Genomic DNA, 13,810 nt, shown 5'->3' with positions numbered 1-13,810 from the left:
TGTCCTTAGCATGGTGGCGTGAGCGCTGGCATGGTGGCGGAGATTCGCTTCTCGCCAAATCCCCTACCGCGTTAATCCCGCGCTTGATTGGGATCAGAGGCTTGCTCTTTCATGAGCCGATGCAAATGCCCGCGACTGATGCCGAGCAGCCCTGCTGCTTGGCGCTTGTTACCGCCGGTTTTCTCCAAGGCGGCTCGAATTTCGGTCGCGGTCTGAGACTGGATGCGCTGCTTCAGCAGTCCGGACGCCTTCTCCGCTTCCGGCCTTGACGGAGCATGTGCCGGGAGCACCGATAGTTGACCGGTCACGATGAACCGAGTGAGCACGTTTTCCAGCTCCCGGACATTTCCAGGCCACCTATATGCGCCCAGCGACGCCAACTCTCTTCGCGATAGGTTCCTCGTTTCGCTGCCCAACCGCTCCCCAATCCGGATGAGCAATTGTCCGGCGAGAAATTCGATATCGTCCCGCTCGCGGAGGGACGGCACGCTGATCGGCAACACGCTCAGGCGGTAATAAAGATCCTGCCGAAAGCGACCGGCTCGGGCCAGTTCGGGAAGCGATTGATTGGTTGCGCAAACAACCCGGGCATTGACCGCAACCGGAGTTGTGCCCCCCACCCGCACCATCTCATTTGTCTGAAGAACCCGCAGCAAGCTGCCCTGCAGGTGCAATGGCATATCCCCAATCTCATCCAAGAACAGCGTGCCGCCGGAGGCCAACTCGAACTTTCCGAGCTTTCCGCGACTGCGCGCGCCGGTGAATGCGCCGCCCTCATACCCAAACAACTCGGCTTCGATCAGCTCGCTCGGGATTGAAGCGCAATTGATCCAAACGAAGGGGCCCTCGGATCGGCTCGAATTCGCGTGAATGGCGTGTGCGGCCAGCTCTTTGCCGGACCCGGTCTCGCCCGATATCAAGACTGGAAGATCATGACCGGCGACGACCGCGAGCGAATTTCGGTACGCGTTCATGAGTTCGCCTTCGCCAACGATGTCGCGCATGCTGAACCGCGAGCGCCAATGCTTGCCTTCCGGCATCGCCAGTTCGGCCTGCGCGACCCGTCGGAAGGTCCTCTTCAGAGCGCCGAAATCGGAGAATAGTGCCATCCCGACCGCGCCAATGATGCGACCATCCTGAAGTACGGGAACCTGTCTTGTAATGAGTTGGTGCCCACGCACCTTCAGGGGATAGCCGACATGGCTGCCTTCCCCACGCGCCACAAGATGAAGCTTGGTCTGCGGACCCACCACCTCGGTAATATGTCGACCGATGAAATCGTCAGCTTCGCCTCCCAACAGTCTGCAATAGGGTTGGTTGATCAGGACAATCGTGCCGGAAGTATCAACCGCCACGAGACAGTCCGATACGTGGTCGAGCACAAGCTTTAGGAAGCCTGCTTCTTCCAAAGATCCGGCAATCCACTGCGAAAGGACCATTGAGGGACCACAGCCTGCGTCGTATTTATACGACAGTTAGTGTCACATAATTGATACACTAGCGCTGCGATCAATCGGCGTCAAATCGGGGCCGTGGCTCTCGCCCACAGGAATTCAGATCGCAATGTCAGAGCGTTAGCGCGCGATCCCATGACAAGAAGCCGATATGGCACGGCGTTTGCGAACCTCTCGCTGGGACAACGGGAGGAGCGGAATGACACTCATCAGAACGATCACGATCGGGGACACAGTCGTGCAGGTGTCCGGAGAAGGAATGCCATTGGTGTTCGTGCACGGCTTCACGACGACAGCGGAGTTCTGGCGTGAGCAGGTCGAGCCATTCTCGACCCGTCACCAGATGGTTCGCATCAACCTGCCCGGTCACGGCCGCTCGCCGCGCCCCGAGGACCGAAAGTACACGATCGACGCCTTCGTCGAAGACGTGCTCGGAGTGTACCGCGCATTGTCCATCGAGTCGGCCGTTCTTGTCGGTCTTTCGATGGGCGGGACTGTGGCCCAGAATTTCGCGCTCGCCCACCCGGCACGCGTGCGAGCGTTGGTGCTCGTAGGGGCCACGCCGCATGGATTGGGCGCAGACGTCAACGTCGAGAACGTGCGCAAAGCCATAGACGAACTGGGTGTGGTGACAGCGAGCCAGAAGGTGATCGAACGATCCTTCGGCTCTGCTGCGAGCGCTGAGCTCATTGGCTTTGCCAGGAACGAGGTCGCGCAGACACCGGCCTTTGTCGCGCGCCAGGCAATTGCCTCGCTTAACGCGTCGGACAGCCGCGCGAGACTTGGCGAGATCAGCGTGCCGACGCTGGTCGTCGTCGGCGAGGAGGACGTCATCACCCCACCAAGCGAGTCGCGAACCTTGGCGAACGGCATTCCGAACAGCCAGCTTCAAATCATGGCATCGGCCGGTCATTTCCCGATGCTCGAGCAACCGGACGCATTCAATCGCCTGCTGGGTGAATTTCTGATGCAGCAGGGCATGCTGCCGCCACGCCTAACCGAAAACGCCACCGCTCACGTACACCAAGCCGATTGAGAAGGGAGGATAGGATGTCCGTTCAAGCTATCGATGCACAAACCAGCCTCGCCTCCAACCGCCTCAATCGCGATACCAAACGCATCATCTTCGCGGCGGCCCTGGGCACCGTTTTCGAGTGGTATGATTTCTTTGTCTACGGCTCATTGGCGGCGTTTTTCAGCACGCTATTTTTTCCGAAGGGGAATGACACAGCGGCATTGCTCGCGGCATTGGCGACCTTCGGCGCGGGTTTCGTTCTTCGCCCGTTCGGCGCCGTCGTCTTCGGACGCCTCGGCGATCTCGTAGGCCGCAAAAAGACATTCCTCGTAACCATGCTGGTGATGGGCCTCGCCACCGCAGCGGTCGGCCTGCTGCCCTCATTCGAGACTTTCGGCTGGTGGGCTCCGACCATTTTGGTTGGATTGCGCCTGCTGCAAGGGCTCGCCGTTGGCGGCGAATTCGGGGGTGCGGTGACCTACGTTGCCGAACACTCCGATCCGGACAAGCGAGGCTTCACGACAAGCTGGATCCAGATCACGGCGACGCTTGGGCTGTTTCTCTCGCTTGCGGTCATCATTCTTTGCCGTTCTTCCATGTCGGCGGAGAGCTTTTCGAGCTGGGGCTGGCGCATCCCGTTCATCGGATCAATCGCGCTTCTGATCCTCTCTTTGTACATCCGGTTGAAGTTGCACGAGTCACCTGTATTCCAGCAGATGAAGGCCGAGGGCAAAGGCTCGAAAAATCCGATTGTCGACACACTTGGCGATCGGCGCAATCTGCGTTTGGTGCTCGTGGCCATTTTTGGAGTGGTGGCGGGTCAGGCGGTGATTTGGTACACGGGGCATTTCTACAGCCTCTATTTCATGACCACCGCACTGAAGATGAGCCAGGATCAGGCCAACTTCTACCTCCTGGTCGCGCTCACTCTCGGAACACCGTTCTTCCTGTTTTTCGGCTGGCTCTCCGACAAGGTCGGGCGCAAGTGGATCGTCGTCGCTGGATGCGCATTATCTGCCCTGCTGATCATGCCGTTATTCCAGAGTCTGGCGACTTACGGCAATCCGGCGCTAGCAGAATTCCGCGCCAAGACTTCGGTGGTCATACACGGAAACGACTGCGGCGAGGATCAGTCCTGGATCGGCCAGCTCTTCCGCCCCCAGGCGACGAAGGAATGTACGCGCCTGAAGGCATTCCTGACCGCGAATGCCGTTCCATACGTCGTGAAGACCGATACCGCATCACTTGGCGTCCAGGTCAACGACGATCCGGCGGCGGCGTTCGATGAAGCCAAGCTTCTGAAGGAGCTGACCGAACGAGGTCTTCCGTCGGCGAAGGCGCCGGCGCAGCCCAACGGTCCAGTGGTGATCGCCATCTTGTTCGCTTTGGTCTTCCTGGCGACCATGGTTTACGGGCCGCTTGGGGCTCTCCTGGTCGAACTGTTTCCCGTCCACATCCGCTACAGCGGCGTTTCCGTCGCCCTGCAGTTCGGTAACGGCTGGATCGGCGGTTTTGCCCCGTTCGTCGCAACGGCGGTCGTCATCGCGAGCGGCAACATCTTCGGCGGCCTTTGGTACACCATCGCGTTTGCCGGTTCGACCGCGATCATCGGGGCATTGTTGCTGCCGGAAACCCGCGGCCGCGACATCCGCAGCTAATCCGCACCACTCCTGACCTGCGGCGGCGAATCCCCCGCCGTCGCAGGGCCTCGTGGCGAAGACGCCGCCCGAGCGGCGCATCCCAAACTTCATCAGACATTCGAGACGCACTGAAACAATCCGGCGGCAACAATGGCGACATCGCAGAAAATTCCGATCACTGTCCTGACTGGCTATCTGGGATCCGGCAAGACTACGCTGCTCAATCGCTTGCTCGAAAGCGAGATGATGGCCGATACGGCGGTCATCGTGAACGAGTTCGGAGCCATCAGCATCGATGCCGAGTTGGTCGTCGGCGTCGATGAGGACATTCTCCAGATCAACAACGGCTGCATCTGCTGCACGGTCCGCTCCGACCTTGTTTCAACCATCACCAGCCTGCTCTCCGGAACAAGACCAATCCGCCGCATCCTCATCGAGACCACGGGGCTGGCCGATCCCGCCCCCATCATTCAAAGCTTTATTGTCGATGAGGTCCTTTCTGAAACCACCGCGCTCGATGCGGTCGTGACCGTGGTGGACGCCATCAACATAGACCGGTGGCTTGCCGATCAGGGTTCTGGCGAGAACGTTGCGGCCGAGCAGATCGCCTTCGCCGACGTCGCAGTAGTAAGCAAGCTTGACCTGGTCGACGACGGCGCGCGCGCCAAATGCGAGGCGACCATTCGGGCCATCAATCCGATGGTCCGAATGGTCGGGGCGATCGACGGTCGGGTCGACGTCGCCTCCATTGTCGACGTCAAGGCTTTCGATTTGAAGAACTGCCTGGCCATCGAACCGCTGCTGCTCTCCGAGCTTGAGCACGAGCACGACCTCTCGGTGATCAGCGTCGAGGTGCGCGAAGACCGCGCTCTGGACGAGCCCCGCTTCTTCCGGTGGCTCAACGGGTTTGTGCAGCAGAATGGCGAGACCCTTCTGCGCTCCAAGGGAATCCTTTCGCTGGCAGGCGAGGCCCGGCGTTGGGTTTTCCATGGCGTGCATATGACGCTCGAAGGTCGACCGGGCAGGCCCTGGGCCGCGAATGAGCATCGCATCAGCGCACTCGTCTTCATCGGGCGAGGACTCGATGCAACCCGAATTCGACACGAGATCGCCGATCTGACCTTGTCAGATGCCAGTCTTGTCACGCGATCGACCCCGAAAGAGGCAGCGCAACGATGAAGCTCCAGCACTATCTCGGAGGACTCGAAGGTCTCGATCCGATCCCACTCGATACGCGTGTCTTCGCGGAAGCGTGGGAGGAGAGAATCTTCGGAATCCATACGGCGATGATGGCACTGAGCCCGCAGCTCGATCTCGAAACGACGCCGAGCACATTCAACACCGAATGGACCTGGGCCGACCTGCGCAAGGGCGCGGAATCGATACATCCCTTCGACTACTTCAAATTCCGCTACTACGAAAAGTGGCTTGGCGGAATTTCGGCCTATTTCGTCGCGAAGGGTTACATCACTCAGACAGAACTCGACGCGCGAACCGAAACCTTTTTGACGTCGCCCCCCGTCATGCCAAAAGGCGGAGACGCCGCCGTGGACGCGCGCGTGCGGACATACCTGCTGATCGGTGACGATCCGAAACGGGAGCGCTCAACGCAACCTCGCTTTGCGATCGGCGACGCCGTTTGCGTCGCCGATCCGAAATCGGTCGACCACACACGCTTGCCCGGACATCTGCGAAACAAGCCGGGCATCATCGATGGCGTTTATCCCGACGCTTACGTCTACCTTTGTGACACAGGACCGGACGGAATCGGCAAACCAATGCCCGTCTACTCCGTCAAGTTCGACCCGGAGACTCTCTGGCCCGGGAATACCGAACGGAATTTCACCTTCTATGCGGACCTGTTCGAAGCCTATCTCGAACCGGCCATCGCACCCTGAGGAGCCGCACACCATGCAACGTTTCGAGTATCCCAACGACCGGGAGACGCTAAACGCGGCGCGCGTCCGCGCGTTGGAGGCACTGCTCATCGAGAGAGGTGTCATCACCGGCGACACCGTCGACAAGATCATGGCGATCTTCGCGACCGAGATGGGCCCGTTCAACGGTGCAAAGCTCGTCGCGAAGGCATGGGTCGATCCCTCCTTCATGAAGCTTGTGGCTGAAGATACCATGACTGCGGTCGAGCAGATGAACTTCGTGACCAGGGGAGCCGGCGCCGAAGGTGAGCATATGCGGGCGGCGGTCAACACGTCGGAGGTGCACAATCTCATCATCTGCACCCTCTGCTCTTGCTATCCTTGGCCGATTCTGGGCCTGCCGCCCTATTGGTACAAGGATCCTTCGTTCCGCGCGCGAGCGGCGCGCGAACCCCGCAAAGTCCTGAACGAATTTGGTCTGGACATTGCGCCCGAAAAGGAAATCCGAACCTGGGACAGCAGCGCCCAGATCCGCTGGTTCGTTGTCCCCGAACGACCGGCGGGCACCGACAGTTTCAGCGAAGAGCAACTGGCGGCTCTTGTCACGCCTGAGTCGATGATGGGCGTCGCCATCGTCAAGCCGCCGGGCGCCTGACGCGATGCAAACGAATTTCGAGCATTTCGCCTTGGGAAGCATGCTGGGGAAACCCGACAGGCCACCCAAGGACAATGGAAGCCTTTGCTTCAGCGCGCCCTGGGAGCGTCAGGCCTTCGGCATGGCGCTGGCTCTTTCCAAACAGGGCGTGTTCGAATGGGATGATTTCCGTTCGGAAATGATATCAAGCATCGCCGCGTGGGAGGCCACCCACGACAAGACCGACCCAAGTTGGGACTACTACGAGATCTGGTTCACCGTACTTGAGCAGATGGTGCAACGCTCCGGCTTAGTCGACCAATCGGCCGAGGCATCTTCCTAGGCGCTTCGGTATCGGACTGATCCAGCGGTCCCCCAGAGCGCATCCATCCAACGACCTCTGCCGGTGCGGTCGAGCTAGGCCTTCGACCCGAGATCATGCCAGCAGTTTATGTGAGGCGTTCGAATTGGCTTGACTCGACGGACACCTGGCTTGGTTGCCCGGGGGGTGGATTTGAACGTACGTAAACCTAGCGAGCCCTGGGCAGATAGACCCGCGAGCACCCTTCGCACCGATCATGCAGCGAACGATGTAGGGGATCGTGCTCCAGCGTGGAAAATCGCAGGAATGGTGCCCAGGGAGGGAATCATACGCAACCACCGACACAACGAACCACTGTTTGTGCTTCGTATGGTGGCGTGAGCACTTGGCAGCTTGGTGGAGGTTCGCTGCATCGCGAAACCCACAATCGTGGGAGCTGCCCCTTGTGCGAACCCCTGGCTAGGTTCAAATCCGGGGCAAGATTTGAACGTAAGTAAACCTAGCGAACCCTAGGGAGAGAAATCCGCGAACGCTTTTCGCGTCATCTAGCGGACGCAGTGTATGAGATCGTGCTCCAGCGCGGAAAGGCGTAGTTTTGGTGCCCAGGGGCGGATACACGACAACTGAATCGAACCAATGACTTAGGCCAAGGTGCGGGCGGATTCCAGCGCGTTGTGACGCCTTGTGCATTTCGCGATCTGCCCGCACCTGTCGGCTATATTCGGCGCACACTCGGTCAGTTCGAGCTCCGACAGCGGTCCCCCGCGCCGGTTATTGTGAAGCCATCAAGCCTCATATGCAGATGGCTTTGCATTCCGCCCTTTTCGGCGGCGTCGCAGACGCGCGTTGGAGGGGGGAGCCACGAACCAGTTTAAGGATGCATGCCGAGACTCGCGAGCCCTTCGCAGGCACGATCGCAAAACCCTGGCGTGTGCGGCAAAGCCCTTCTAACTTGGCTGATTGTGAGATCAGGATAGGCACGAGTCAGTTCAGTGAAGCTCAGGCGTGCCTCTTCCCTGCGGCCCGCCAACGCAAAGGCCGCCGCGCGAAAGCGATTGACCCAAACCGCGGGCAGATGCTCGGCGATTCCACGGGTAAACCATCGCGCAGCCTCATCGTAACGGCCTGCTTCGAAATGCGCCGAACCAATCCCGATGGAGCAGAAGAAATTCAGCGGATCGTCGGGGCCCAGCGTTCTTGCAAACTGAAAGCATTCGATCGCATCAGATGCTCGCCCATGATAGAGATGCAGCATGCCGCTTCGGTTCCATCCCCAGACGCAACCTCCGTCCAGCGCGAGGGCGCGATCGCAATGCATCGAGGCCGCCTCGAAATCCTGCGCGAGTGTATGGGCCGCGGCCAACAACGCCTCGACTTTCGGATCGCAAGCGTTAAGCCGGCTTGCGCGCAGGGCCAGTTCGCGACCGGCTTGTTTTTCCGCGTCAGGCTGTGGTCCAAGATGATGGCTCCCACGCTGGGCATGGCACCACGCCGCGAGCGCTATTGGCAATGCATCCTGCGGTGCAAGGGCCATTGCCCTTTCGAGCAATTCAAGCGCTTCGGCTTGAGCGGCGGGTTGGATCAAAAGGGCTCGCGGCAGCGCTCTCATCGTGAGCTCCCATGCACCGAGTTGTGCGGGGTCCCCGTTGGATGCTCGTTGGATCTCCGCTGATCGAAGCGACGATTCGACCGCACTTGCGACGCGGTTTGCAACGCTCTGCTCGAAGGCGAATACGTCGTCGAGCTCCCCGTCCCAACGATCTGCCCAGATGTGGCGCCCGGCCGCTAAGTCCGTCAACATCACCAGGATTCGCAAGCGCCGTGCGCCGTCCTCCCGCACCTTGCCGCGCAGGTGATAGCGGGCATGGCGAGGTGGCCCCACGCTAACCCAGCGGTCTCTCAGGAGCTCAATTGCAATTTCGTCGGCGATCGTGGTCAACTGGTGGGCTCGCGCACCGATGAGCTCGAATGAATGCACGGCAATAACCGGGCGATCGAGAGTCGGCAACAGCACCGCTGGCACTGTCTCCTGTCGCGCAAAGGTCGCGCAACGGCGCCTGAGGGTAACCGAAGGGCTTTCGCCGTAACATTCGCGATAGGCGGCGGCAAAGCGTCCGAGATGGTGAACGCCGCACTGCATTGCGATTTCCGTAATGCTGGACTTTGGCTGTGCCCGCAGCAATTCGTGACGGAATCGTTCGAGGAGAAAAGCGCGCCTGACTTCGCATGGCGAGCGCCCAACGAAGCGACGGAAATGCTTCTCCAACGTCCGGCGTGCCACGCCGCACGTCGCAGCCACCTCGTCAATGCTGCGCTCGGCGTCAGCCTCAAGCAGAGCCAGGGCTTTCTTCACGTCGCGAGGAAGCATCGGCGGTCGAGCCTCCATCCTGCGCCTAAGCGTATCACAAAACGTTGCTTATCCGTTGGGGGATTCGGACGCAGGCCGGATAACAGGGGCGCAAAATGGATAGTGATGGGCAATGGATTGGGCGGAAGCTGGCGGGACCCTAGTACCAGATGCAGTCGAGAACGGAGCCGAGCATGCGCACAATGTCTTGTCTGTTGCTCGTGGTAGCGGCATCGACCTGCGTAGGCTTCCGCGCATCGGCCGATGTCATCGCCGATTGGAACGAGAAGACGGTCACGGTCGTGACTAACGCGAAGATGGCACCACCGCAGGCTGAACGGGTCATGGCCATGGCACACGTGGCTATGTTCGACGCGGTCAATGCGATCGATAAACGCGATCGTCCTTATCTGATCCAGCCGCCGGCATCGACGATGGCTTCAAGGGAGGCAGCGGCTGCGGCTGCGGCGGGAAAGGTCCTGCTCGGTTTGCATCCAATCGCTGAGGGGGAGTTGAGGGAAGCGTTGACGAACTACCTCGCGGCCATACCAGATGGTCAGCCCAAGTCGGAAGGCGTCGCGATCGGCGAAACGGTCGCCGCGCGAGTTCTTGAAGCGCGTGCGGACGACGGCTGCGACGCGCCAGACGCCTACCGACCCAAGACCAAGCCGGGTGTATACATTCCCACCCCAATCACCGTCGGCTCGGTGTGGCCCAAGCTGAAGCCTTTCGTCATAGCGAGCCCGTCGCAATTTCGTCCTCAGCCGCCAATTTCGTTAGACAGCAAGCAATGGGCGGCTGACTACAACGAGATCATGGCCTTGGGTAGCAGAGCGAGCAGGGAACGTTCCTCTCGACAGACGGAGGACGCCCAATTCTGGCTGACGCCTGGTCCGATCGTCTACTACCCGATCGTGCGGCAGCTCGCTGCGGCAAACAAGCTGGACGTTGGTGACAGTGCACGGTTCATGGCACTGGTGGCGGTTGCCAGAAACGATGCATTCATTGCGATCTTCGACGCCAAGTATTTCTACGAGTTCTGGCGACCCGTGACCGCCATTCGCAACGGCGATCTCGATGACAACCCGGCCACCGCCGCGGACGCAAATTGGCTGCCGTTAGCGGATACCCCAATGCATCCAGAATATCCGTGCGCGCATTGCATCATGGCGGCGTCGGTTGCATCGGTGGCCGAGTCCGTTTTCGGCACTGTCAATGTGCCTGAATTGACTTTGACCAGCCCAACAGCACCCGGCGTCACCCACCGCTGGACCAGTCTCAACGCATTCGTCGATGAAGTGTCGGAGGCGCGCATCTGGGCGGGCTTCCACTATCGGTTTTCGACGCGCGTTGGCCAGGAGATGGGGCGCAAGATCGGCAAGTACGTCGTCGAGAACGTCATGCAGCCGAACACAATGGCGGGGCGCTAATGACGGTGCGATTCCAGCGAAAGATCACGGGTCCGCTTGCGGGAAGCTCAACAATGTCCGATCCGCATCCGCCCTTGTACCCTCGGAGCGAACATTTGGGGCTTCGATGAGCATCAACGGCGAGCTGCTTCGGCAGCGCGAATGGTGCCCCGGTTGTTGAAAGGTGCGGGAATTACGTCTGAAAGCAGAGATGAAACAATTGTTTAGGAGAACTGGATGGTGCGCCGGTCAGAATAAAACTGCGAACTCATATGTTATTGAAATGCCTATATAATTTCCGCAACCAATCTATCCTCACGATCCGCTGGTGGCAACAGCGGCAATTGCTTCCTCAACTACAGCGACCTCATCTTGCGTTTGGAAGGATCAGATCGCCATGTTCTCCATGCGCACGACACTCGACAAATGGATCGGTGATTGGCAATCTTGCGAACTGAATCGCAGACTCAAGCATTGCGGAACCTGCCCGGTGATGAACGTAGATCGTCGAGCCGAACCCTATTTTTTGGCTACGGCTTGCGGGTGCTCGGCCTCATGTTTCCGGCAGAACCTTATTGAGTGACGACAATAAACGTACTCTTTTGGGCGCGTTAGTCGGAAATCATGAAACCAAGGAGCAAACGGACCGCGAAGTTCGTTCAGGTCCCGATATACAAAAGTGGAATATCGATTCGGCCAGTTCATTTTACGTGCCTCTCACGTGCGACTTTCTCAAAGCCGTTCAGGACGCCACAGGTTATCGAAGCATGTGAATCGTACCTTAGGCTATAACTCAGCTTCAACCTGCACATTTTTAATGTTGCCTCCGGGCATAGTGCACCCGTTGCCCGTTCAATGCCTATCTCCGATCGAAACAGTTGGACAGAGACGTGAACGAAGCCGCTGCACTAGTGATCAGAAGACACACCTCCATGATCGCCACCAGTTCCGTCCGAGCCGACTACTTTAGTTGCAGCCGCCAGCTTGACGCGGACAAAGATAAAAGAAGGGTTGTTAGAGGGATTGCGGCGGCTCTTGCTGGCCTCCTCTGTTCTCCAATGGCAGCGATGGCAATCGCACTACAGGATGATCACATTGTCGGCAGCCGCGATGCGAACGGAAAGCCGATCGAACTACGGGCGCTACTCGCCACAAAGAGCTCTGAACTAGGCTTATCACAGGATGAGATATCCCAGATTCGCAAGACGACTGGCGACATTTTTTGCTCCTCGATCGCTTTAGAAGCATGGACTGCGACCGGCTTCCTCATAGGACAGGGCGGCATGGTCATGACCAACTCTCATGCGTTGGTCACTCACTGGGGTGGCTTCGGCGGCAAGCCGTCTGTCGTATCGCCCCCCTCCTGGGAATGCTTCTGGCAAAACAAAGATACTCCCTTTCGTCGGGTACCTCTCGATATAAGCGCAGGCGGTCTCAAGATTTTCTCAATCGACGACGGTAACACTCAACGAGATGTCGCGGTCGCGCGCTTGAGATGGAAGGTCCCTGGGGCGAGACCTTTTCCAATTAACAACACCAAGCTCATGCTCAGCGTTGGCGAAAACTTGACTATGGTCTCAGGGACCCAATTGCGAATGCCTTCGCTGCCCAAGCCGGTGTCAGAGGTGATTCGAACATACCGCGATTCTTCGCTCTCGTTCGATTATAATCGTGACCTTATTGTGCAGCGATGTTCTGCAAAGCATTTTGAGCCGACTCGTGCGAACTGGGTTGGTGAAATTTACACAGACTGCGCTACAACTGGGGGAACCAGCGGTTCGCCGGTCTTTGCGCGAACTGGAAATGGCGAGCTAGTTATCGTCGCTATCAACGCTGCTGGCACGAGCGGGAGGTTACCGGACTTCACGCCATACCGATTCGACGAATCTGACCACCGTCACGACAATTACGCCATTGCTGTGCGGCTCAGCGCTTTCGCATGTGACGAGATTCAAGGCTTCGAAGATCAATTCGAGAAACTGCGCGTGCCAACCGTTCCTATGTCGACCGTCGCACGTGACGCCGTTCAAGCGCATGTCCTAGGTCTGGTGGTAGCCGATCTAACCGACGAGCTTCGTAAAAAGTATAGCATATCAGAGACCACGCGTGGGGTTGTCATTCTCGACGCAGACTCAGAGCTTTCCAAATCTAAACCGCTATTGAAATCTGGTAGCGTCATCAGCATGATTGCTCAAGACGGCGTAGAACGCCTTGCAGATTTTGTAGCCTTGGTTGATAAATACAGAGCTAGAGGAACGAAGAATATTCTGTTCCAAATCAGAGCGGCCGATGTCGTAGTATTTAATACGGTCCCATTCGATCTGATCGATTTCGTTGCACGCCGAGATAGGGATTGCCTGATTCCTTATCGTCCAAATCTGTGAATAAGTCGTCGACGGAACAAAGAGTTCAATCGGTTTTATTCGCGTAAAGAAGCATTTTTTCAGCCGCCAGGCTAGACACCTTGGATCAAGCCTCGGCCTATCCTTGAATCGGCGCTGTCAAGCAGGGCGCATCTGTCGCGAGCGTGACCTTCAAATGCGACCGTTGATCATTCTCAAACTTTTCTCGCGCTTTTTTCTTATACTGCTGCTGTGGAACGTCGCCGATTGTCTCAGTGCGCAGGCGGCGTCGCGGCTGAGGCACTCAGTTTTGACCACATGCGGCGGTCAACGCTTAGCGGCTTACACCGGCAAACCTGTTCATGCATTGCGTCGCGAACATCTCGCTGAAGCTCGCTTCGTTTGTGAAAAAGATTGCGTGATAACGGCTGACTATCATTCGTCACGACTAACTGTTATTTATTCGCGGCAAACGAACCAGATCGTACGGCTATTTTGCGGCTAGACGACGGATTCCATGAAACCAAAAAAATGTCACCGATCGTCTTGCGAAGACGGGCTATCTCCTCTTGGGAGAGCTTCAGTTCTGGCCCTTTCGTGGCTAACAATCCTCGTAGCTCGATCGGCTTTCCGCTTGCATCGCGATTGCCGACAATTGTGGCATTCGCATTAGGTGTCTTAAAAAAGGAGAAAAGGCAGAGAATCGTCAACGCCGCTCTTGCTGTTCTTCTCTTTGTTTCAGCAGCCGCACGGAATCGATGGTCATTGCT

The 13,810-nt window shown here is 58.2% G+C and carries 10 protein-coding genes; 8 read left to right on the top strand and 2 right to left on the bottom strand.

What is annotated here, in order from left to right; all coding sequences use genetic code 11:
• Positions 1 to 71: 71 nt before the first annotated feature.
• Positions 72 to 1,439, bottom strand: coding sequence for a sigma-54-dependent Fis family transcriptional regulator (locus tag K289_RS0114950; protein ID WP_027552267.1), 1,368 nt, complete (start codon positions 1,437 to 1,439; stop codon positions 72 to 74).
• A 214-nt stretch (positions 1,440 to 1,653) separates the two neighbouring features.
• Between K289_RS0114950 and K289_RS0114945 the strand changes: the two genes are divergently transcribed.
• The 6 genes from K289_RS0114945 to K289_RS0114920 all read left to right on the top strand — a co-directional run bounded on the left by K289_RS0114945 (position 1,654) and on the right by K289_RS0114920 (position 6,963).
• Positions 1,654 to 2,490: an alpha/beta fold hydrolase gene (locus K289_RS0114945; protein ID WP_027552266.1), complete on the top strand. Its 837-nt coding sequence runs from the start codon at positions 1,654 to 1,656 to the stop codon at positions 2,488 to 2,490.
• 14 nt (positions 2,491 to 2,504) lie between these two features.
• Positions 2,505 to 4,127, top strand: coding sequence for an MFS transporter (locus tag K289_RS0114940; protein ID WP_027552265.1), 1,623 nt, complete (start codon positions 2,505 to 2,507; stop codon positions 4,125 to 4,127).
• 132 nt (positions 4,128 to 4,259) lie between these two features.
• On the top strand, positions 4,260 to 5,288 hold the full coding sequence (locus K289_RS0114935; RefSeq protein WP_027552264.1) for a GTP-binding protein: 1,029 nt from the start codon (positions 4,260 to 4,262) through the stop codon (positions 5,286 to 5,288).
• Complete coding sequence (gene nthB, locus K289_RS0114930) at positions 5,285 to 6,007, top strand: nitrile hydratase subunit beta (RefSeq protein WP_027552263.1); 723 nt, start codon at positions 5,285 to 5,287, stop codon at positions 6,005 to 6,007. Before K289_RS0114935 ends, nthB begins: the two co-directional genes overlap by 4 nt.
• A gap of 13 nt (positions 6,008 to 6,020) precedes the next feature.
• Positions 6,021 to 6,641 carry a nitrile hydratase subunit alpha gene (gene nthA / locus K289_RS0114925; RefSeq protein WP_027552262.1) on the top strand — a complete coding sequence of 207 codons (621 nt, stop codon included), beginning with the start codon at positions 6,021 to 6,023 and terminating at the stop codon, positions 6,639 to 6,641.
• Between the two features lie 4 nt (positions 6,642 to 6,645).
• Positions 6,646 to 6,963, top strand: a complete 318-nt coding sequence (locus K289_RS0114920; RefSeq protein ID WP_027552261.1) for a nitrile hydratase accessory protein — start codon at positions 6,646 to 6,648, stop codon at positions 6,961 to 6,963.
• Between the two features lie 850 nt (positions 6,964 to 7,813).
• Here the strand turns inward: K289_RS0114920 and K289_RS52985 are convergent.
• Entirely contained in the window at positions 7,814 to 9,310 is a 1,497-nt protein-coding gene (locus K289_RS52985; protein WP_051310583.1) for a helix-turn-helix domain-containing protein, read from the bottom strand.
• A 173-nt stretch (positions 9,311 to 9,483) separates the two neighbouring features.
• Here K289_RS52985 and K289_RS44410 point away from each other — a divergent pair, with 173 nt between their 5' ends.
• Positions 9,484 to 10,719 (top strand): vanadium-dependent haloperoxidase, encoded by a 1,236-nt coding sequence (locus K289_RS44410; RefSeq protein WP_063614144.1) that lies wholly within the window; start codon positions 9,484 to 9,486, stop codon positions 10,717 to 10,719.
• 869 nt (positions 10,720 to 11,588) lie between these two features.
• Positions 11,589 to 13,082, top strand: a complete 1,494-nt coding sequence (locus K289_RS0114905) for a serine protease (protein ID WP_156917979.1) — start codon at positions 11,589 to 11,591, stop codon at positions 13,080 to 13,082.
• Positions 13,083 to 13,810 lie beyond the last annotated feature (728 nt).

Source organism: Bradyrhizobium sp. Cp5.3 (assembly GCF_000426265.1).
Lineage (GTDB): Bacteria > Pseudomonadota > Alphaproteobacteria > Rhizobiales > Xanthobacteraceae > Bradyrhizobium > Bradyrhizobium neotropicale.
The sequence above is the reverse complement of the archived record's forward strand: the minus strand, read 5'-3'. Positions and strand labels throughout refer to the sequence as shown.